This window comes from Massilia sp. BHUDP2 (assembly GCF_046236355.1).
Classification (GTDB): domain Bacteria; phylum Pseudomonadota; class Gammaproteobacteria; order Burkholderiales; family Burkholderiaceae_D; genus Telluria; species Telluria varians.
The window spans coordinates 370,928-390,817 of the sequence record NZ_JBJUVW010000001.1; the positions used below are offsets into that span (position 1 = coordinate 370,928).

18 protein-coding genes are annotated in these 19,890 nt (G+C 66.5%); 13 read left to right on the plus strand and 5 right to left on the minus strand.

Annotated features, from left to right (window positions below; genetic code table 11):
- The first annotated feature begins 1 nt into the window (after position 1).
- Both ACK6C6_RS01650 and ACK6C6_RS01655 read left to right on the plus strand, forming a co-directional pair.
- Positions 2 to 340 carry a cytochrome c gene (locus ACK6C6_RS01650; RefSeq protein WP_036211631.1) on the plus strand — a complete coding sequence of 113 codons (339 nt, stop codon included), beginning with the start codon at positions 2 to 4 and terminating at the stop codon, positions 338 to 340.
- 100 nt (positions 341 to 440) lie between these two features.
- Positions 441 to 1,958, plus strand: a complete 1,518-nt coding sequence (locus tag ACK6C6_RS01655) for a SulP family inorganic anion transporter (protein ID WP_409265556.1) — start codon at positions 441 to 443, stop codon at positions 1,956 to 1,958.
- On the opposite strand, the gene ACK6C6_RS01660 is transcribed toward ACK6C6_RS01655, so the two are convergent.
- The 3 genes from ACK6C6_RS01660 to ACK6C6_RS01670 form a co-directional block, all read right to left on the minus strand.
- Positions 1,959 to 3,473, minus strand: a complete 1,515-nt coding sequence (locus ACK6C6_RS01660) for an aspartyl protease family protein (protein ID WP_409265557.1) — start codon at positions 3,471 to 3,473, stop codon at positions 1,959 to 1,961.
- Between the two features lie 152 nt (positions 3,474 to 3,625).
- Complete coding sequence (locus ACK6C6_RS01665; protein WP_036211640.1) at positions 3,626 to 4,054, minus strand: DUF1841 family protein; 429 nt, start codon at positions 4,052 to 4,054, stop codon at positions 3,626 to 3,628.
- Between the two features lie 167 nt (positions 4,055 to 4,221).
- A complete protein-coding gene (locus ACK6C6_RS01670; protein ID WP_409265559.1) occupies positions 4,222 to 4,866 on the minus strand; it encodes an RNA pyrophosphohydrolase in 645 nt (214 codons plus the stop codon).
- 204 nt (positions 4,867 to 5,070) lie between these two features.
- Here ACK6C6_RS01670 and ACK6C6_RS01675 point away from each other — a divergent pair, with 204 nt between their 5' ends.
- From ACK6C6_RS01675 to ACK6C6_RS01690, 4 genes are all read left to right on the plus strand, one after another.
- Complete coding sequence (locus tag ACK6C6_RS01675; RefSeq protein ID WP_409265560.1) at positions 5,071 to 6,789, plus strand: proline--tRNA ligase; 1,719 nt, start codon at positions 5,071 to 5,073, stop codon at positions 6,787 to 6,789.
- A gap of 2 nt (positions 6,790 to 6,791) precedes the next feature.
- Positions 6,792 to 7,409, plus strand: a complete 618-nt coding sequence (locus ACK6C6_RS01680) for a lytic transglycosylase domain-containing protein (RefSeq protein WP_409267290.1) — start codon at positions 6,792 to 6,794, stop codon at positions 7,407 to 7,409.
- Positions 7,410 to 7,487: 78 nt separating this feature from the next.
- Positions 7,488 to 8,942 (plus strand): alkaline phosphatase, encoded by a 1,455-nt coding sequence (locus ACK6C6_RS01685; RefSeq protein WP_292038242.1) that lies wholly within the window; start codon positions 7,488 to 7,490, stop codon positions 8,940 to 8,942.
- 10 nt (positions 8,943 to 8,952) lie between these two features.
- On the plus strand, positions 8,953 to 10,323 hold the full coding sequence (locus ACK6C6_RS01690; RefSeq protein ID WP_292038243.1) for an alkaline phosphatase: 1,371 nt from the start codon (positions 8,953 to 8,955) through the stop codon (positions 10,321 to 10,323).
- A gap of 185 nt (positions 10,324 to 10,508) precedes the next feature.
- Here ACK6C6_RS01690 and ACK6C6_RS01695 read toward each other — a convergent pair whose 3' ends face one another.
- The gene (locus ACK6C6_RS01695; RefSeq protein WP_285375012.1) at positions 10,509 to 10,889 is read right to left on the minus strand and encodes an SWIB/MDM2 domain-containing protein; all 381 of its coding nucleotides are present in this window, start codon (positions 10,887 to 10,889) and stop codon (positions 10,509 to 10,511) included.
- A gap of 232 nt (positions 10,890 to 11,121) precedes the next feature.
- Positions 11,122 to 12,489, minus strand: a complete 1,368-nt coding sequence (ffh, locus tag ACK6C6_RS01700) for a signal recognition particle protein (RefSeq protein WP_027866609.1) — start codon at positions 12,487 to 12,489, stop codon at positions 11,122 to 11,124.
- A gap of 273 nt (positions 12,490 to 12,762) precedes the next feature.
- Between ffh and ACK6C6_RS01705 the strand changes: the two genes are divergently transcribed.
- The 7 genes from ACK6C6_RS01705 (at position 12,763) to ACK6C6_RS01735 (ending at position 19,715) form a co-directional block, all read left to right on the plus strand.
- Positions 12,763 to 13,734 carry an ABC transporter substrate-binding protein gene (locus ACK6C6_RS01705; RefSeq protein ID WP_409265562.1) on the plus strand — a complete coding sequence of 324 codons (972 nt, stop codon included), beginning with the start codon at positions 12,763 to 12,765 and terminating at the stop codon, positions 13,732 to 13,734.
- 11 nt (positions 13,735 to 13,745) lie between these two features.
- Complete coding sequence (locus ACK6C6_RS01710; RefSeq protein WP_409265563.1) at positions 13,746 to 14,594, plus strand: ABC transporter permease; 849 nt, start codon at positions 13,746 to 13,748, stop codon at positions 14,592 to 14,594.
- A gap of 1 nt (position 14,595) precedes the next feature.
- Entirely contained in the window at positions 14,596 to 15,423 is an 828-nt protein-coding gene (locus ACK6C6_RS01715; protein ID WP_409265564.1) for an ABC transporter ATP-binding protein, read from the plus strand.
- A 79-nt stretch (positions 15,424 to 15,502) separates the two neighbouring features.
- On the plus strand, positions 15,503 to 16,306 hold the full coding sequence (locus ACK6C6_RS01720; protein WP_209587405.1) for a cytochrome c biogenesis protein CcsA: 804 nt from the start codon (positions 15,503 to 15,505) through the stop codon (positions 16,304 to 16,306).
- Positions 16,303 to 16,554, plus strand: coding sequence for a PP0621 family protein (locus ACK6C6_RS01725; RefSeq protein WP_409265565.1), 252 nt, complete (start codon positions 16,303 to 16,305; stop codon positions 16,552 to 16,554). Before ACK6C6_RS01720 ends, ACK6C6_RS01725 begins: the two co-directional genes overlap by 4 nt.
- An 8-nt stretch (positions 16,555 to 16,562) precedes the next feature.
- Positions 16,563 to 18,215, plus strand: a complete 1,653-nt coding sequence (locus ACK6C6_RS01730) for a two-component system sensor histidine kinase NtrB (RefSeq protein WP_409265566.1) — start codon at positions 16,563 to 16,565, stop codon at positions 18,213 to 18,215.
- Positions 18,216 to 18,248: 33 nt separating this feature from the next.
- Positions 18,249 to 19,715: a sigma-54-dependent transcriptional regulator gene (locus ACK6C6_RS01735; RefSeq protein WP_409265567.1), complete on the plus strand. Its 1,467-nt coding sequence runs from the start codon at positions 18,249 to 18,251 to the stop codon at positions 19,713 to 19,715.
- Positions 19,716 to 19,890: the final 175 nt, after the last annotated feature.

Genomic DNA, 19,890 nt, shown 5'->3' on the forward strand with positions numbered 1-19,890 from the left:
AATGAAAAAACTGATCTATGCGCTGGTTGCCGGCGCTTTTGCCCTGAACGCTACGGCGGCCGACGTCTCGAAAGGCGAGGCGCTGGTCAAGAAGTACAACTGCGCGTCCTGCCACGGCGCCGACTATAACAAGCCGATCGACCCGAGCTATCCGAAGCTGGCCGGCCAGCATGCCGACTACCTGGCCCACGCCCTGCGCGCCTACAAGCGCGGCGCCGGCGCCAACGGCCGCACCAATCCGATCATGGCAGGGCAGGTGCAGCCGCTGTCGAACAAGGACATGGCGGACATCGGCGCCTACCTGGCCAGCCTGCCGTCGCAGTTCGTGGTCAGCAAGTAACAAGACACAGCAGCTTCCAGCGGTTCCGGCGTCCAGCTGGTAAACTGACGATCCCCCCGACCGGGCAGCCGGCGGGGGGATTTTGTTTTCCGGAGCCCCGATGTCCTTGTCCCCGTCCTACCTCAAATCCAACCTGCTCAGCGGACTGACCGTCGCCCTGGCGCTCGTCCCCGAGGCGATCGCCTTCGCCCTGGTGGCCCAGGTCTCGCCGCTCACCGGCCTGTACGCCGCGGTGCTGGTCTCCTTCATTACCTCCGCGTTCGGCGGCCGCCCCGGCATGATCTCGGCCGCGGCCGGATCGCTGGCGGTGGTGATGGTGGCGCTGGTGGTGCAGCACGGGCCGCAGTACCTGTTCGCGGCCGTGGTGCTGATGGGCGTGCTGCAACTGCTGTTCGCGGCCGCGCGCCTGGGCAAGTTCATCCGCATGGTGCCGCACCCGGTCATGCTCGGCTTCGTCAACGGCCTGGCGCTGGTGATCTTCGTCGCCCAGTTCGGCCACTTCAAGACGCCGGGCCCGGATGGCAGCATGCAATGGATGGGCGGCCCTGAGCTGGCCACGATGCTGGCGGTGGTCGCCGCCACCATGGCGGTCATCTACCTCACGCCGCGCTTGACCAAGGCGGTGCCGAGCACCCTGGTCGGCATCCTGGCGGCCAGCGCGGGCTGCGCGCTGCTGGGCATCGAGACCAAGACCGTGGGCGACCTCGGTTCGATCGCCGGCGGCCTGCCCAGCTTCGCGGTGCCCGAGGTGCCGTGGAACCTGGAGACCCTGCGCATCGTGTTCCCGTATGCGCTGGTGCTGGCCGGCGTCGGCCTGATCGAGTCGCTGCTGACGCTCACCCTGCTCGACGAGATCACCGACACCCGCGGCCAGCCCAACCGCGAATGCCTGGCGCTGGGCGCGTCCAACGTCGTCACCGGCTTCTTCGGGGGCATGGGCGGCTGCGCCCTGATCGGCCAGAGCATGATCAACGTGAACAGCGGCGGTACCGGGCGCCTGTCGGGCATCGTGGCCTCCCTGTTCCTGCTCTCCTTCATCCTGGTCGGGTCACGCTGGATCGAGCAGATCCCGCTGGCGGCGCTGATCGGCGTGATGTTCGTGGTCTGTGAGAAGACCTTCGAGTGGGGCACCTTCCGCCTGTTCGGCAAGGTGCCGCGGGCGGACGCACTGGTGATCGTGCTGGTGGCGGGCATCACCCTGGCCTTCGACCTGGCGGTGGCGGTGCTGGCCGGGGTGGTCGTCTCGGCCCTGGTGTTCGCCTGGCAGCATGCCAAGCAGATCCGCGTCACCAGCGGCGTGGATGCGCAGGGATGGAAGGTCTACGAGCTGGAAGGCACGCTGTTCTTCGCCTCGGTGACCGGCTTCCAGGGGATGTTCGCGCCGAAGACCGACCCGCAGGACGTGGTCATCGAGTTCCGCCGCGCGCGCGTGGCCGACCACTCGGCGATCCAGGCCATCGATGCCCTGGCCGAGCGCTACCGCGCATTGGGCAAGCGCCTGCACCTGCGCCACCTGAGCCCGGACTGCCGCGAGCTGCTCGAACGCGCCCGCGACATGATCGAAGTGAACCTGCCGGAAGACCCGCGCTACCGCGTCGCCGACGACAAGCTGGGCTGATCAGCCGCCCAGCTTGACAAAGCTCTGTCCCGTGTCCGCGCAGCTGTCGGCGAGCTGCTTGTCGAGCGCCTGGGCCTGCTCGGCCTGGCCATGTGCGCGGTGCCAGTCGCCCATCGCCGACAGCGCGGCGCAGCGGCGCTTCTTGCCCGCTTCGCGGTCGTCCGCCGCCTGCGCCAGCAGCTTGTCGGCGGAAAGCTTGCCAAGGTAGAAGTCGGCAATCGGCTTCGGCCACTCGTCGCGCTCGCTGCGCCCGAAGGTAGTGGCCAGTTCCGACTTGGCCAGCTCGGCTTCGCCCTGGCGTACGCGGGCGACGTACAGGTAGAAGGCGCCGTTGCGCTCGGCCGGAAGCTTGTCGAGCGCGTTGCGCAGGCGCGGGATGGCGGCGGCATAGTCGCGGCCTTGCACCAGCCTGCGTCCGGTGACCAGGTTGGCGTGCGGGCTGCCGCCCCTGGCCGCCTTCTCCAGCCACTCGGCGGCCTGCGCGTCGTCGCGCGCCGCACGGTTGCCGCTGCTGTAGGCGCTGGCCAGCATCATTTGCGCGGAAGGATTGCCGCCCTCGGCCTCGGCCAGCATCCAGGGCTCGAGCGTGCGCCGCTGGCCGAAGGGGTCGCCGCCCACGTAGGAGAAATACAGCTTGTTCTGGCTCATCGCGAACAGCACCCGGTGGGCGCGCAGGAAGTCGGCGCCAAGGATCACGTCCGCCACGTCCAGCCCCGAATTCTGCACCGCCATTTCGGCATTCTGGACGGTTTCCTCGCCGATCTGGAAGGTCTTGAGCGTCACGTGCCAGCGCGAGGCGGTGTAGCCGCCGACGCCCACCAGATCGGAGCCGCGGGCCTCGGGCGTGTCGAACGCGATCCCCGCGCGCTTGGCCCCTTTGCTGCTGATTGAACTAACGGTGGCGCCGGTGTCGATCATGGCTTCCAGTTCCACGCCATTGATGCGCACCATGAAGTAGGGATTCATGTGATCCTCGTCGTGGCGCCGCATCGGTACCGACTGCACGTCCTTGGCCCAGTAGCCCAGGTGGGTGTTGCGGCAATTCTCCGGCACGAAGAAGGTCAGCTGCTTGGTCGGCAGCGAGATCTCGACGTCGGTCTGGAACAGGAAGGGCGCGCCGAGGATGCCGTCGTAGGAAGGCGTGTCGCCGAAGGTCCCGACGACCGGCATGTTGCTGCGGCCCGCGCGGACCGGGCCGACGATGAATTCGTTGACGATCGAGGCGTATAGCATGGAGTGGCCGCCGATGCCCGAGGTGCGGCGGCCAGTCTCGTAGAGCCGGATGCCGCGCCGCTCGGTGCCGGTACGCGTGAGCACCGTCTGGTAAGCGCCGGTGTCGACCAGCAGCTCGGCCGGGGTACCGTTGATGCTGCCCTCGGTGGTGATCTCCAGGCCCGGGCCGCTATAGCGCAGCGGCAGCTTGCCGATCGGTGTATAGGTGCAGGTCTGCGCGGCGGCATGGGCGAGGGGGAGGAGGGCGCAGGCCGCGCCCAGCAGGCGGAGGATGGTTTTCATGCATAAATACTAGGAGGAAACTTGCATTCCCGGCAATCCTGTATGCATAAACACGGCGTAAATAGGGACGCCCCGGCTAAACTGTTGGGATTTGGAACATGATACAAAAAATGCGGCCTATGCCGCATTTTTGAATCATGTTGCCGTGTCCCTCAGCGCGTGGCGCGCTGACGCACGCATTCGATATAGGCCTCGGTATCCGGCGGCAGGCCGGCGCGCTGCGACTTCCAGATCATCTCGCCGAGGCATTCCATGATCTCGTGGTGCGCCTCGTGCTCGCCGATGCGGTTCACCAGCAGGTCGTGCGCGGCCTTGATGCCGCGCGGCTGGTCGATCGAGACCTGCTCGGCGATCGACAGGTGCATCGACAGGTGCAGGAAGGGATTCGGCTTGCCGCCTTCGACCGAGTAGTCGCGGGCGATGGCCGCTTCGACGTCGTCGAGTTCGGCGTGGTATTCGGGATGCTGGACGATCCAGTCGGCCGCGATGGCGTCCATCGGGCTCAGGATCTCGCCGTTGCGCTGCTTGCGCAGGGCTTCGCAGAAAAAGCGGCGCACGTCGTGCGAGGACGGAGTGAACATGGCTGGGGAGGGAGAAAAAAGGCAGGAAGCCGGCATTCTAGCGCTTCCCGCCGCTGTCTGCTTCAGGACGCCCAGGCAGCGGCCTGAAGCGCGGGATGAAACGGGGCATCCGCCGCGGGCGCGGCGCAAGAAAGCCACGAGGAGCGCGCTGCTCCCCGTGGTTCGGCTTACTCGTCCGGCAACAGCACCAGCGAATCCGGCGTCGCCGGCTTGGCCGCGGCGGCAGGCGCCACCGCACCGGCCGCCAATGCCTGCTGGCCCTTGCCGCCCTGGGCGCGGCTGTGCGGCTGGCGCAGGTAGCGCGCGCTGTGGCGGCGTTCGCCATGCTGGCCCTTGGCCGGCCAGGTGATGAAGCGCGACAGCTCCTGCAGCGCGCGCTGGTAGACATCGCGCTTGAACTCGATGACCACGTCCAGCGGCACCCAGTAGTCGTGCCAGCGCCAGGCGTCGAACTCGGGATGGTCGGTCAGGCGCAGGTTGACGTCGTTATCGCGCGCCATCATGCGCAGCAGGAACCAGATCTGCTTCTGGCCACGGTAGTGGCCGCGGATCTCGCGCTTGATGAAGTGGTCGGGCACTTCATAGCGCAGCCAGTCGCGGGTGCGGCCCACGATCTTGACGTGCTCCTGCCGCAAACCGATTTCTTCCTCGAGTTCGCGGTACATCGCCTGTTCCGGCGTCTCGCCGTATTTGATACCCCCTTGCGGAAACTGCCATGAGTGCTCGCGCACCCGCTTGCCCCACCACACCTCGTTGTTGGCGTTCAGCAGGATGATGCCGACGTTGGGGCGGAACCCTTCACGATCGAGCATAAGTGCACCTCGAAACTTTCTGCCGGCCGTACGATCCTTATATTTTTACCCACAAATTGCCTTGCCCACCTGGCCGGCTGGTTGCCGACGAGGCGGGTGATGCTTGTTCCGGACCCATTTGTAGAAAGATTGGACGCATCAGCCAGCTAATCCTTTAAAATTAGGTCGATTATAACCCTCTCTTTTTAAAAAGAATTCACGGATATGCGCGCCTCACGATTTTTTATTTCAACTCTTAAAGAAGCGCCTTCGGACGCGGAAATCGTCAGCCACCAGTTGATGATGCGCGCCGGGATGATCAAGCGCCTCGGCTCGGGCATCTACACCTACATGCCGACCGGCCTGCGCATCATCCGCAAGGTCGAGAACATCATCCGCGAAGAGATGAACAAGGCAGGCGCCATCGAACTCTTGATGCCGCTCGTGCAGCCGGCCGAACTGTGGCAGGAAACCGGCCGCTGGGACAAGATGGGCCCGGAACTGATGCGCGTGAAGGACCGCCACGGCCGCGAGTTCGCCATCCAGCCGACCTCGGAAGAAGTCGTCACCGACGTCGTGCGCAGCGAGCTCAAGTCGTACCGCCAGCTGCCGATCAACTTCTACCACATCCAGACCAAGTTCCGCGACGAGCGCCGTCCGCGCTTCGGCCTGATGCGCGGGCGCGAGTTCACGATGAAGGATGCGTATTCCTTCGATCGCGACGTCGAGGGCATGCAGAAGTCCTACGCGACCATGTTCGACGCCTACACCAAGATCTTCACGCGCTTCGGCCTGAAGTTCCGCGCGGTGGCCGCCGACAACGGCGCCATCGGCGGCACCGGCTCGCATGAATTCCACGTCATCGCCAGCACCGGCGAAGACGCGCTGGTGTACTGCCCGGATTCGGACTACGCCGCCAACATCGAAGCGGCCGAGGCGCTGGCCAGCGGCGCGCGCGGCGCGGCGACGCAGGAACTGGTCAAGACCTCGACTCCCGGTAGAACGAAGTGCGAAGCCGTGGCCGAACTTCTGAACATCCCGCTGCAGCACCACGTCAAGAGCATCGCCCTGACCGTCGAGAACGAAGGCAAGAAGAGCTACTTCCTGCTGCTGCTGCGCGCCGACCATGAACTCAACGAGATCAAGGTGAACAAGGTCGCGGGCCTGAAGGAATTCCACTTCTCGACCGAAGCCGAGATCCAGGAAGTGTATGGCACCGTGCCGGGCTACCTCGGTCCGATCGGCACGAAACTGCCGGTCACCGTGGTGGCCGACCGCACTGTCGCCAACATGGCCGACTTCGTCTGCGGCGCCAACGAGGCCGACTACCACTACGTCGGCGCCAACTGGGGCCGCGATTGCGCCGAGCCGCTCGTGGCCGACCTGCGCAACGTGGTCGAAGGCGATCCTTCGCCGGACGGCAAGGGCGTGCTGGCGATCGAGCGCGGCATCGAAGTGGGCCACGTGTTCCAGCTCGGTACTGCCTATTCGGAAGCGATGGGCGCCACCTTCCTGGACGAAGCCGGCAAGCCGGCCCCGCTGCAGATGGGCTGCTACGGCATCGGCGTGACCCGCATCCTGGGCGCGGCGATCGAGCAGAACTACGACGACAAGGGCATCATCTGGCCGGATTCGATCGCCCCGTTCGAGCTGGTGCTGTGCCCGATGGGCCTGGACCGCAGCGAGATGGTCAAGGAACAGACCGAGAAGCTGTACGCCGAACTGCAGGCGGCCGGTGTCGACGTGATCGTCGACGACCGCGGCCTGCGTCCGGGCGCGATGTTCGCCGACTGGGAACTGATCGGCGTACCGCACCGCGTCGTGATCGGCGAGCGCGGCCTCAAGGAAGGCAACCTGGAATACCAGGGCCGCCGCGACGAAGCCGCCACCAGCGTGCCGGTCGACGGCATGGTCGCCTTCATCAAGGGCAAGCTGGGCAAGTGAACCTGGCGACGCTGTTCCCCTTCGCAGCCAGTGCGCTGTTTGCCGGCGCGCTGCTGCTCGCCGGCGCGGCGCATGCCGGCAACCAGAAGGAAGAAGCGCTGGCCGATTCGGTCCGCCTCGCCCTGGCCAACGCCATCAATGACAGCCGCCCGCCGAAGCCGGTGCTGCGCGACGAGCAAGCGCGGGCGCGCTACCAGGCCTGGTTCGACGAGATGTCGCGCCGGCTCGCCAAGCGCATCCCGGACGCCTTGTCGCGCACCGAATTCCTCGAGTCGGTCTGGTACGAATCGACCCGGGCCGGCCTCGACCCGGGGCTGGTGCTGGGCCTGATCCACGTGGAGTCGGCCTACCGCAAGTACGCCATTTCCATCGCCGGCGCGCGCGGCTACATGCAGGTGATGCCGTTCTGGACCAAGGTCATCGGCGACAGCGACCGTCGCAAGCTGTTCCACATGCAGACCAACCTGCGCTACGGCTGCTCGATCCTGCGCATGTACATCGACATGGAAAAGGGCAACCTGTATCTCGCGCTGGGCCGCTACAACGGCAGCCGCGGCAAGCCGCAGTATCCGAACGCGGTGCTGGCGGCCTGGAAGAAATGGGAATTCAAGCGCGGCTAGTGCCGTACTAACAATCCCGCAACAATTCCAGGTGCCATAATGCATTAAACTCTGCGCTTTCCAGACGTAGAGGTCCTCATGCGATTGTCCACCCTTGCCGGCGCTGTCCTCATCGCCGCGCTGGCCGGCTGCGCCGCCGTGCCGCCCACTTCCCAAGCACCCGCCCAGGTCCAGCACGACCAGCGCGCCAGGAACGTAATCTTCTTCCTCGGCGACGGCATGGGCCTGAACACGCTCACCGCGGCGCGCATCTTCCACGCCGGCGAAGCGGGCGAACTCACCATCGACCGTCTGCCCGAATCGGCCTTCGTGAAGACCTTCTCGAATGACGCCATGGTCACCGACAGCGCCGCCGGCATGGCCGCCTACATGACCGGCGTGAAGCACAACAACGGCGTGATCTCGATGTCCCTCGGCACCCGCTCGGTCGCGCCGGGCAAGGATGCCAACGGCAATGCCCTGGTCAGCAAGTGCGAGAACGGCTCGCCCGCCACCACGCTGCTGGAACTGGCGCGCAAGCGCGGCATGGCACTGGGCGTGGTCACCAACACCAGCGTCACCGACGCCACCCCAGCCTCCGCCTACGGCCATGGCTGCCACCGCAAGCTCGAGACCGATTTCGCGGCCATGCTGGTGCCGGGCGGCGCCGGCTACAACGGGGCGCTCGGCCCGCGCGGCCTGGACGTGATGTTCGGCGGCGGCGCCCAGTTCTTCACGCCCTTCGCGCGCGGCGGCAAGCGTGCCGACAACCGCGACCTGCTGGCCGAACTGGGGCAGCAGGGCTTCCGCGTCGCCCGCGATACCGCGAGCTTCAACGCGCTCGCCCTCGACGCGCAGCAGCCGGCCATCGGCCTGTTCGCCCAGAACCACATGGACTACGACGCCACCCGCGATCAAGCGAAGCAGCCGAGCCTGACCGAGATGACGCGCAAGGCCATCGACCTGCTGGCCCCGCACGCGACCCAAGGCGGCAAGGGCTTCTTCCTGGTGGTGGAGGGCGGCCTGATCGACCATGCGCTGCACGCCACGTTGGCTAAGCGCGCGCTGCAGGAAACCGTGTCCTACAACGACGCCATGCAGGCCGCGCTGGAGAAGATGGAAGCACTGGATCCGGGCCTGAAGAACACCCTGATCGTCGCCACCGCCGACCATGACCACACGCTGCTCCTGAACGGCTACACGGTCCGCACCGGCAAGACCACACCCACCAACCCGGGCGTGCTGGGCCTGGTGCGCAACCTGGACGGCAGCCCCAAGCTGGACAAGGAAGGCCGTCCCTTCACCATCATCGGCTTCGGCACAGGCGAGAACCGCACCAACGGTCCGCGCTCCAGCCAGCCCGCGCTCACCGACGAGATCGTGACGCGCGACGACTACCACCAGGAAGCGGTGGTGCGCACGCGCACGGGCGCCGAAACCCACGGCGGCACCGACGTCTACCTGGGCGCCGCCGGCGCCGGCGCGGAACTGTTCCGCGGGACCATCGACAACACCCGCGTCTTCGGCCTGATCAAGACCGCTGCCGGCCTCTGAGGAATTCATCATGAACAAACGACTCAACTTCCTTCTGGCCGCCAGCCTGGCAAGCAGCTGCGCATTTGCAGCGCCGCAGGCCAAGAACATCATCTTCTTCCTCGGCGACGGCATGGGTCCGACCACCATCAGCGCCGCGCGCATCTTCAAGCACGGCGAGGACGGCCTGCTGAACTTCGAACGCCTGGAGCGCACCGCGCGCATCAAGACCTATTCGAACGACTTCCAGACCACCGACAGCGCGCCCTCGATGGGCGCCTACATGACCGGCGTGAAGATCAACCAGGACGGCATCTCGATCAAGGATGCGCGCGCCATCGATCCGGAGAAGGACGCCAACGGCAACCGCACGATCGACAAGTGTGCGCCGAACGACGGCGTGATCGTGCCGACCATCCTGGAGCTGGCCAAGGCCCGTGGCAAGGCCGTGGGCGCGGTGACCACCACCGAGCTGACCCACGCCACGCCGGCGTCGACCTTCTCGCACGTCTGCCACCGCGACGCCGGCTACACCATCGCGCGCCAGATCGTGCCGGGCGGCGAAGGCTACAACCGCGCGCTGGGCGACGGCGTCGACGTCCTGATGGGCGGCGGGCGCCACCACTTCACGCCCTTCGACAAGGCCGCCAATCCGAAGGGCCGCGCGGACGGGCGCGACCTGATGGCGGAGTTCGCGGCGCAGGGCTATGCCGTCGGCAAGACCCGCGCCGACATGATGTCGGCACGCCCGGGCCGCAAGTTCGTCGGCATCTATAGCGCCGACACCCACATGGACTATTCGCTGGCGCGCCGCCCGGAGCAGCCGACCCTGACCGAGATGGCCCTGAAGGCGATCGAGCTGCTGTCGAAGGATCCGGACGGCTTCTTCCTGATGGTCGAAGGCGGCAAGATCGACCACGCGCTGCACGACACCAACGCCAAGAACGCGCTGGCCGACACGGTGGCCTTCGACGAGGCGATCCAGGCCGCGATCGACCGCATGCGCCAGATCGATCCGGGACTGGAGAACACGCTCATCGTCGTGACCGCCGACCACGACCACACGATGGTCCTGAGCGGCTATCCGAAGCGCGGCAGCAAGGTGCTGGACATCGTGCACGACTACGCCAGCGGCCAGCCGAAGAAGGACGCCGACGGCAAGACCTTCACCGCGCTCCTGTTCGGCAACGGCAAGGTGCGCCCGGACCTGCGCGCCGACGTGGACAGCGCCGTCGCCCTGGGCGACGAGTACCGCCAGGAGGCCGGCGTGCGCACCGTGTACGAATCGCACGGCGGCGGGGACGTGAAGCTGTTTGCCACCGGCGCCGGCTCGGCGCCGTTCAAGGGGACGATGGAGAACACGCAGGTCTTCCACCTGATGAAGGCAGCGGCGGGCCTGTGATCGTAGGGTGGGCGGGTCTCCCGCCCACGCGTTCAAATCACGGTAATGCTGCCCGTGCGGCTGTTCATGCCCTAACTATCACCGCGTGGGCGGGGAACCCGCCCACCCTACAAAGGTGCCAAAACAAAAAGCCCCGGTCTCCCGGGGCTTTTCATTTGCAAGGCTACTGGACAGCCGGCCAGTGCTTACTTCAGGTGGTCCGAAATGAGCTTGGTCATTTCGAACATCGAGACCTGTGCCTTGCCACCGAAGACAGCCTTCAGCTTGTCGTCGGCGTTGATCATGCGGCGGTTCGATTCGTCCTGCAGGTTCTGGGCCTTGATGTAGTCCCAGACCTTCTTGGTGACTTCGGTGCGTGGCAGCGGCTTGTTGCCGACCACTGCTGCCAGTTCGCCCGACGGCGTCATCTCTTTCATGAAAGCGGCGTTCGGCTTGCGTGCTGCGGCCGGCTTCGCTGCTGCTTTTGCTGGAGCTGCTGCTTTTTTTGCTGCAGGCTTGGCCGCTGCTGCCGGCTTGGCGGCTGCTTTCTTGGCTGGCGCTGCGGTGGATTTTTTGGCTGTTGCCATCTTCGAGCCTCCTAAAACGATCACAGGGAAAGTTGCGTTATTGACGCACCGGCTTATATTGGTGGCCTTTTACTGTTCATGCAAGTCTTTTTCGAAATTTTTTCATTCTTATAAGCCCCGATATGCGAGCTATCGCACACTAGGGACCCGGCAAATGAAAAAACCGCCTGTCAGAATGTAAAAAACCGCGCAAAGCCCGTGCCTGCGCGGTTTCTTCGACGACGCCGAGCGGTCAGCGCAGGCCGGGCATCATGCCCTTCATCCCGCGCATCATCTTCATCAGGCCGCCGCCTTTGAGCTTCTTCATCATGGTCTGCATCTGGTCGTACTGGTTCAGCATGCGGTTCACTTCCTGCACCTGCACGCCGGCGCCGGCCGCGATGCGGCGCTTGCGGTTGGCCTTGATCAGCTCGGGCTTGGCGCGCTCGCCAGGGGTCATCGAATCGATGATGCCGACCATGCGGCGTACCTGCTTCTCGGCCTGGTCCATGTTGGCGCCCGCCGCCGCCTGCTGGAACTGGGCCGGCAGTTTATCGAGCAGGCCGGACATGCCGCCCATCTTCTTCATCTGGGTCAGCTGGGCCTTGAAGTCGTTCATGTCGAACTTGCCGCCGCCCTTGATCTTGTTGGCCAGCTCGGTCGCGGCCTCGGCATCGACGCCCTTGCGCGCTTCTTCCACCAGCGCCAGGATGTCGCCCATGCCCAGCACGCGGTTGGCCATGCGGGTCGGGTCGAAGGCTTCGAGGCCGTCCAGCTTTTCGGACACGCCGGCGAACTTGATCGGCTTGCCGGTCACGTGGCGCACCGACAGGGCCGCGCCGCCGCGCGAATCGCCATCGAGCTTGGTCAGCACCACGCCGGTGAGCGGCAGGGCGTCGTTGAAGGCCTTGGCGGTGTTGATCGCGTCCTGGCCCAGCATGGCGTCGACCACGAACAGGGTCTCGACCGGATTGACGGCGGCGTGCACCGCGGCGATCTCCTGCATCATCGCTTCGTCGATGCCGAGGCGGCCGGCGGTGTCGATGATCAGGACGTCGTGGTAGTGCTTCTTGGCCCAATCGAGCGCGTTGCGCGCGATGTCGACCGGCTTGTCGTTGGCGGTGGACGGGAAGAAGTCGGCGCCGACCTGCTTGGTGACGGACTCCAGCTGCGCGATCGCGGCAGGGCGGTAGACGTCGGCCGAAACGGTCAGGACCTTCTTTTTCTTCTGTTCCTTGAGGTACTTGGCGAGCTTGCCGGTGGTGGTGGTTTTACCCACACCCTGCAGGCCGGCCATCAGGATGATCGCCGGCGGCTGCTGGGCGAAGGACAGCTGGGTGGCGTCGGGGCCGAGGTCGGCACCCATCAGGGCGGCCAGCTCGCGCTGCACCACGCCGACCAGGGCCTGGCCGGGGCTGAGCGAGCCGATGACTTCTTCGCCCAGCGCTTTCTCTTTGACTTTGGCGATGAATTCGCGCACCGCCGGCAGCGCCACGTCGGCCTCGAGCAGGGCCATGCGCACTTCGCGCAGCATCTCGGCGGTGTTCGCCTCGGTAAGACGCGCCTCGCCGCGCATCGTCTTGACGACCTTGGCTAGGCGTTGGGTAAGGTTATCTAGCATGTTCTACCTACTATATTAGACAGCACGTCGGCATTCGACAAACCGCCATTCTACCTTGCGGCAGCCGCCGAGTTCGACCGCCGCAGCGATATAACGCAGTTTTTCCTCAACTGTGATGCGTTCGATCATATGGAAACCTTGCCGTTTCTGACACAGCTCACGTGCTCATAGGCCATTTCCCGTCAGCATCGATCTGGTGCGCGCACATGTTTTGCTGTGCCGCATACAGGCGACACCAATTGTTTTGCGATTTGTATATACGGGGGAACAGGCATGATCAAGCTAGTCAGCAGCATCCTCGCCGCAGCCGCCCTGCTGGCAGCAGGCGGCGCCGGGGCCCAGGAGGTGGTCCGGCTCGGGAACCTCAAGCTCGCCCATTTCGGCGCGGTCTCGTACATCAAGGAGATCGCGCCGAAGTGCGGCATCCGGGTCGAGGAAAAGGTCTTCGCCAAGGGCCTGGACGTGATGCAGGCGATCATCGCCGGCGAGCTGGACGTCGGCGCCACCGCTTCGGAGGCGGCGATCTCGGGCCGCGCCGGCGGGGCGCCGATCGTCGTGGTGGCCGGTTTCGCCAAGGGCGGCGCGCGCCTGGTGGCGCGGCCCGAACTGGGCATCCGCAGCGTCGCGGGGCTCAAGGGCAAGCGGGTCGGCGTGACCCGTGGCGCGATCCAGGAAGTGCTCCTGATGGCGCAGCTGGCCAAGCATGGATTGAAGGCCGATGCGGCGCCCGGCAAGGACGTGCAGCTGGTGTTCCTGTCCTACGCCGACCTGAACCAGGCCCTGCTCGGCAAGCAGATCGACGCCATGATGCAGTCCGAGCCGCAGTCCTCGCAGGCGATCAACAAGGGCTTCGGCGTCGAAGTGATCAAACCGTATGACACCCCGATCGGCGAGCCGATCCGGACCATGGTCATGACCGAGAAGTTCTACCGCGAACGGCGCCCGGTGGCGGAAAAATTCATGCGCTGCTTCGTCGACGCCACCAGGACCTTCATCGACAGCCCCTCGGTGGCCGAAAAATACGTGCGCGAGACGATCTTCAAGAACCAGATCACCAGCGACGACTTCCAGGACGCGATCCGTAATTCGCCGTACTCCTTCGACATCACGCCCGAGCACATTCAGGTCACCACCGACATCATGGCCAGAACCGGGGTGGGGCGCATGGCGAAACCGCCGGTGGCCCAGGAGTGGGTGCGCACCGACCTGCTGGCGGCGGCGAAGAAAAGCCTGGACGTGAAGTGAAGGAGGCCGACATGCATACCCAAGACAGGCGCAAGCAAGCGCGCGAACGCTGGCGCGAGATGGCGGTCGGTGCGGTGGTCCCGGTGGCCGCCGTCCTGCTGTGGCAGTGGGTCGCCATGAACGGCTGGGTCAACCCGCAGGTGCTGCCGGCCCCGCTCGACGTCTGGCGCAAGTGGGTGGCCTACCTGCTGCCGCTGGCGCCCTACGCGGACTATACCGAAGGCGGCTGGTGGTCCTGGGCGCTGTCGGGCGAGCTGCCGATCGACATCTGGACCAGCATGGTGAGGGTGGTGGTGGGCTTCGCGATCGGCGCCGGGCTGGCCCTGCCGCTCGGGCTGGCGATGGGCGCGAGCCGCGTCGTGTACGCGTGGATGAACCCCCTGGTGCAGCTGCTGCGCCCGATTCCGCCGATCGCCTACATCCCGCTGGCCATCCTGTGGTTCGGGCTGGGCAACCCGCCGGCCGTGTTTCTGATCGCGCTGGGGGCCTTCTTCCCGGTCCTGATGAACACCATCGCCGGGGTGCGCCACGTGGACGGCATCTACCTGCGCGCGGCGCACAACCTGGGGGCGGGCGGCGCCACCATGTTCCTGCGCGTGATCCTGCCGGCCGCCGTGCCCTACATCCTGTCGGGCGTGCGGATCGGGATCGGCACCGCCTTCATCGTGGTGATCGTGTCGGAGATGATCGCCGTGAACAACGGGCTGGGTTTCCGCATCCTGGAGGCGCGCGAGTACTTCTGGTCCGACAAGATCATCGCCGGGATGATCACCATCGGCCTGCTCGGCCTGGCCATCGACATCGCCATGAACCGCCTGAACAACTACCTGCTGCGCTGGCACCGCGGCCTGGAGCACTGACATGAACGCACCGCATGCTATCCCCCCGCAGGTCCTGGAGCCGCATATCCGCGTCGATGGCGTCCACAAGCTGTTCGAAACCGGCGGCAGGACGGTCACGGCGCTGCAGGACATCGACCTCGACATCCCGCGCGGGCAGTTCACCTGCCTGCTCGGGCCATCCGGCTGCGGCAAGTCCACGCTGCTCAACGCCGTGGCGGGCTTCTCGCTGCCCAGCAGCGGCACGATCACGGTCGACGGCAACCCGGTGACGGCGCCGGGGCCGGACCGCGGCATGGTGTTCCAGGAATATGCGCTGTTCCCCTGGATGACGGTCGAGGACAACATCGGCTTCGGCCTGCACATCAAGGGCCTGGGCAAGGCCGAGATCCGCGCGCGGGTCGGCGACCTGCTGGGGATGCTGTCGCTGAGCGACTTCCGGCAGCGCTTTCCCAAGGACCTGTCGGGCGGCATGCGCCAGCGCGTGGCGATCGCGCGCGTGCTGGCGCTCGATTCGCCGATCATGCTGATGGACGAGCCCTTCGGCGCCCTGGATGCGCTCACCCGCCGCAACCTGCAGGACGAGCTGCTGCGCATCTGGTCCGAGCTGAAGAAGACCATTCTGTTCGTTACCCACAGCATCGAAGAGGCGGTCTACCTGGCGGACCGGATCGTCGTGATGACCTACCGGCCGGGGACGATCAAGCGCGACCTGCTGGTCGAGATTCCGCGCATGCGCGACCCGGCGGCGCCGGAATTCAACGCGCTCAAGCGGGAGCTGGGGGGGATGGTGATGGAAGAGCAGCAGCGACATCATACCGAGGAGTTGCGGATGGCTGCGGTGGACTAGTTGCAAATACGCTCTTAATTAGGCCTTAGGGGCGGGGAGGGCCCGCCCCCACCATTTCCCGATGGTGTAGACTCTTATTATGCAGAACTCCCTCTTCCTCGCCGCGGCCCTGCTGTACGCGGTGTGCGCCCTGCTGCCGTCGCGCCGGGGCGCCGTCATCTCAGGCGTCACCGCCCTGGCCTGGGCGGTGCATGGCGCCGCGCTCGGGCTCGACGTGGCCGAGCCGGGCCAGCTGCGGGTCGGCTTCGCCATCATGCTTTCGAGCGCCCTGTGGGTCTCGGTGGCCGCCTACTGGCTGGAAAACCGCAACTTCGCCCTCGACGGCATGCGCCGCCTGGTCATGCCTTTCGCCGTGGCAGCTAGCGTGCTGCCGGTGGTCTTCCCCGGCAGCCTGCTGCCGCTGAACGGCCAGACGCCGGCCTTCGGCTGGCACGTCGTGGTCGCGGTGCTGGCCTACAGCACGCTCACCATCGCCGCCTTCCATGCCGTGCTGATGGCCCTGCAGGAGGCGCGCCTGCACACGCGCGCCGCCAGCGGCGGCTGGCTGGGCAGCGCGCTGGACCAGCTGCCGGCGCTGCTGACCATGGAAAAGCTGCTGTTCCGCGTGATCTGGATCGGCTTCATCCTGCTCAGCCTCACCGTGCTGTCGGGCGTGGTGTTCTCCGAACAGCTGTTCGGCCGCGCCCTGCGCCTCGACCATAAAAGCGTGTTCGCGCTGCTGTCCTGGCTGCTGTTCGCGGCGCTGCTGGCGGGCCGCCGTTATCAAGGCTGGCGCGGCAAGACCGCGCTGCGCTTCACGCTGGCGGGCTTCGCCACGCTGGCGCTGGCCTACGTCGGCAGCCGCTTCGTGCTCGAAGTCGTCCTGCACCGGGGACTGGCATGAGCCGCGTCATCTTCTGGATCCTCCTGATCGGGCTGGTCGTCATGGCGATCCGCGCCAAGCTCAAGGGCCTGGGCGCGCGCCAGCAGCCGCCCCTGCACCGTGAGCCTCCCCCGCAAGCGCCGCTGGCCGAAATCGAAACCATGACCCAGTGCGCGCACTGCGGCATCCATTTCCCGGCCTCCGAAGCGGTGCACGCCGACGGCCACGACTACTGCTCGCCGGGCCACGTGCGCCTGCCGCCGCAGTAAGCCGGCCGATGTCGCCAGCAGCGGTGCTGTCCCGCGAAGCGCGCATGACCCTGTGGCGCTCGCTCCAAACCTTCACCATTACCCGCATCGTCATCGCGCTGGTGCTGCTGCTCTACCTGGGCGTGCGCATCACCGACGGGGGCGTGCGCCTGGACGCTGCCAACACCCCGGCCTGCCTGTTCTACCTGGCGGCGGCACTGGTCTTCGGCGCGCTCGGCGCATGGTGGCGGCGCCGCTTCGCGCTGCACCTGGGCTGCCAGATCGCGGTCGACCTGGCCGTGATCTCGCTGCTCTACCTGGAAGCCGGCGGCATGCGCAGCGGCCTCGGGATCCTGTACCTGTTCCCGCTGGCCGGCGCCGCCATCCTGGCTCCCCTGACGCTGGCGCTGTTTTCGAGCGCGGTCGCGACCCTGTTCCTGCTGGCCGAGACCACCTGGCAGGTCTTCATGCAGGACAACCAGCCTTCGCTGATGCAGGCCGGCCTGTACGGCGCCGCCTTCTTCGCCGGCGTGCTGGTGGTGAACCGCCTGGCGGCGCGCCTGATCAAGCAGGAAGAACTGGCCGCGCAGCGCGGCGTCGACCTGCGCGTCCAGCAGGCGATCAACGCGATCGTGATCGCCGACGTCGGCGACGGCATCCTGGTGGTGGGCGACGACAGCGCGGTCTTCACCGGCAACCCGGCGGCGCGCCGCATGCTGGGCCTGGAAGGGGAGGTGGCGGCGTTCCGGCTGGGCGAGGCGCCGGGGCTGGAACCGCTGGCGCAAGCCTTCAGCGCCTGGCTGCGCGCGCCGAGCGAAGACGCTGCGTTCGTGACCGTCAAGCCCTACCAGGAAGACACAGGCCCCCTGCGCGGCCGGCGCGACCAGCCGGTGCACCTGAAGCTGCGCTTCGCGCGGGTCGACACGCTCGATGTCGCGCTGGGACGCAGCGTGGTGTTCATGCAGGACGTCAGCGCCATCGAGAACCAGGCGCAGCAGCTCAAGCTGGCCTCGATGGGGCGCCTCACGGCCAGCATCGCGCACGAGGTGCGCAATCCGCTGTCGGCGATCGGCCACGCCACCGCGCTGCTGGCCGAAGACCTGCACGGCCCGGCCGAGGTGCGCCTGCTGAAGATCGTGGGCGACAACGTGACGCGCGTGAACCGCATGGTCGAGGACATCCTGCAGCTGTCGCGCAAGGTGCAGCCGAACGGCGAGCCGGTGCAGCTGGCCAGCTTTCTCGCCGAGCTGAAGGCCGAATTCTGCGAAACCCATGGGCTCGCGGAGGATATAGTCTACCTGGGCGACCCCGGGACGAGCGCGCTGCGCTTCGACCCGCTGCACCTGCACGAAGTGCTGCTCAACCTGCTGGGCAATGCGGTGCGCTATGCCAGCCGCGAGCCCGGCAGCATCCGCATCTTCCCGGCCCTGGACGCCGCCGGCCGCATCGAGCTGCACGTGCAGGACGACGGCCCCGGCATCACGCCCGAAGTGCGCGCCCACCTGTTCGAACCCTTCTATACTACCTCGAGCAAGGGTACGGGTCTGGGCCTGTACCTGGCACGCGAGCTGTGCCTGAACAACGACGCGAAGCTCGACTACGAATACCGCTTCGACCCCAGCGCCACCGGACCGCGCCGGGCGAGCGGGCGTTTCGTGATCAGCTTCTCGCAGCCGGCCTAGGATCCGGTTGCCTATATATAGTGTGAGAGAACCATGACCGCACCCCGCATCCTGGTGGTCGACGACGAAGCCGACCTGCGCGAACTGCTCGAGATCACCCTGCTCAAGATGGGGCTGGACGTCGACAGCGCGGCCACGCTGCGGCAGGCGCGCGGCCTGCTCGAGGAACACGACTACGCGCTGATCCTGACCGACATGCGCCTGCCGGACGGCCTGGGGCTGGAACTGGTGCGCGAGGTGACTGCCTCGCACAAGGGCACGCCGATCGCCGTCATCACCGCCTACGGCAGCGCCGAGAACGCGGTGGTGGCGCTCAAGGCCGGGGCCTTCGACTACATCTCCAAGCCGGTGGCCCTGGATGCGCTGCGCGTGATGGTGCGCTCGGCCCTGAAACTGCTTGATGCCCCGGCCCCCTGGGCGGACGGCGCGGCGCCCGGTTCGCGCATGATCGGCACGTCAAGCGCGATGGCGGCCTTGCGCGCCCAGATCGGACGGCTGGCGCGCTCGAACGCGCCGATCTCGATCACCGGCGAGTCCGGCAGCGGCAAGGAACTGGCCGCGCGCGAGATCCACGCCCAGAGTTCGCGCGCCGGCAAGGCGTTCGTGGCGGTGAACTGCGGCGCCATTCCCGAAACCCTGATGGAAGCCGAGTTCTTCGGCTACCGCAAGGGCGCCTTCACCGGCGCGGCCGAAGAGCGCGACGGCTTCTTCCAGGCCGCCAACGGTGGCACCCTGATGCTGGACGAAGTGGCCGACCTGCCGCTGCCGATGCAGGTCAAGCTGCTGCGCGCGATCCAGGAGCGGCGCGTGCGCAAGATCGGCGCCACCACGGAAGAGCCGGTGGACGTGCGCATCATCAGCGCCACCCACCAGGACCTGGCGAAATGCGTGGAGCAGGGCAGGTTCAGGCAGGATTTGTTCTACCGCCTGAACGTGATCGAACTGTCGCTGCCGCCGCTGCGCGAACGGATCGACGACCTGGCGCCGCTGGTGGACGCGATCCTGGCACGCCTGGCCGGGCCCGGCCAGGCCGCGCTCGGGCCGGGCGTGCTCGATGCGCTGCGTGCCTACTCCTTCCCGGGGAATATCCGCGAACTGGAAAACGTGCTGGAGCGGGCGCTGGCCTTTGCCAACGACGGCGTGATCGAAGTGGGCGACCTGTCGCTCAAGGCGGCACGGCCGGGCGACGCGCTGCGGCGCGAACCGGCCGCGAGCGCGCCGGCGCCCATGCCCGTGCCCGCGCCCTTGCCGGAACCGGTGCCGACGCCTGCGCCTGCCCCGCTGGAGGCGGCGCCCGCTTCCGCCATGCTGGGCCCCAACGGCCTGCCGAGCAACCTGCCCGATTACCTGAGCCAGGTCGAGCGCGACATCATCGGACGCGCCCTGCAGCAGACCCAGTTCAACCGCACCCAGGCGGCGAGCCTGCTCGGCATCAGCGTGCGCCAGCTGCGCTACCAGATGCAGAAGCTGGAGATCTGCGCGCCGGACGACCATGCGTGAGTCTCCTGCAAAAGCGCGAGTCGGCATGTCATCATGTTGTCTTTTCGCCAGTGCAAAATGCACAAGAACGATGCGCCGCGCATGCAGCTGATTAAGCCTTGTGCAGCGTTCCGGAACAGGGTTAGTGCTCACTCACCGCATACCGCCCGTCGTTCTTGCCCTATGGGCTTGTCAA

Coding starts and splice junctions, on each gene's coding strand:
- ACK6C6_RS01650 (WP_036211631.1), top strand. CDS start 2: ATGAAAAAACTGATCTATGCGCTGGTTGCCGGCGCTTTTGCCCTGAAC.
- ACK6C6_RS01655 (WP_409265556.1), top strand. CDS start 441: ATGTCCTTGTCCCCGTCCTACCTCAAATCCAACCTGCTCAGCGGACTG.
- ACK6C6_RS01660 (WP_409265557.1), bottom strand. CDS start 3,473: ATGAAAACCATCCTCCGCCTGCTGGGCGCGGCCTGCGCCCTCCTCCCC.
- ACK6C6_RS01665 (WP_036211640.1), bottom strand. CDS start 4,054: ATGTTCACTCCGTCCTCGCACGACGTGCGCCGCTTTTTCTGCGAAGCC.
- ACK6C6_RS01670 (WP_409265559.1), bottom strand. CDS start 4,866: ATGCTCGATCGTGAAGGGTTCCGCCCCAACGTCGGCATCATCCTGCTG.
- ACK6C6_RS01675 (WP_409265560.1), top strand. CDS start 5,071: ATGCGCGCCTCACGATTTTTTATTTCAACTCTTAAAGAAGCGCCTTCG.
- ACK6C6_RS01685 (WP_292038242.1), top strand. CDS start 7,488: ATGCGATTGTCCACCCTTGCCGGCGCTGTCCTCATCGCCGCGCTGGCC.
- ACK6C6_RS01690 (WP_292038243.1), top strand. CDS start 8,953: ATGAACAAACGACTCAACTTCCTTCTGGCCGCCAGCCTGGCAAGCAGC.
- ACK6C6_RS01695 (WP_285375012.1), bottom strand. CDS start 10,889: ATGGCAACAGCCAAAAAATCCACCGCAGCGCCAGCCAAGAAAGCAGCC.
- ffh (WP_027866609.1), bottom strand. CDS start 12,489: ATGCTAGATAACCTTACCCAACGCCTAGCCAAGGTCGTCAAGACGATG.
- ACK6C6_RS01705 (WP_409265562.1), top strand. CDS start 12,763: ATGATCAAGCTAGTCAGCAGCATCCTCGCCGCAGCCGCCCTGCTGGCA.
- ACK6C6_RS01710 (WP_409265563.1), top strand. CDS start 13,746: ATGCATACCCAAGACAGGCGCAAGCAAGCGCGCGAACGCTGGCGCGAG.
- ACK6C6_RS01715 (WP_409265564.1), top strand. CDS start 14,596: ATGAACGCACCGCATGCTATCCCCCCGCAGGTCCTGGAGCCGCATATC.
- ACK6C6_RS01720 (WP_209587405.1), top strand. CDS start 15,503: ATGCAGAACTCCCTCTTCCTCGCCGCGGCCCTGCTGTACGCGGTGTGC.
- ACK6C6_RS01725 (WP_409265565.1), top strand. CDS start 16,303: ATGAGCCGCGTCATCTTCTGGATCCTCCTGATCGGGCTGGTCGTCATG.
- ACK6C6_RS01730 (WP_409265566.1), top strand. CDS start 16,563: ATGTCGCCAGCAGCGGTGCTGTCCCGCGAAGCGCGCATGACCCTGTGG.
- ACK6C6_RS01735 (WP_409265567.1), top strand. CDS start 18,249: ATGACCGCACCCCGCATCCTGGTGGTCGACGACGAAGCCGACCTGCGC.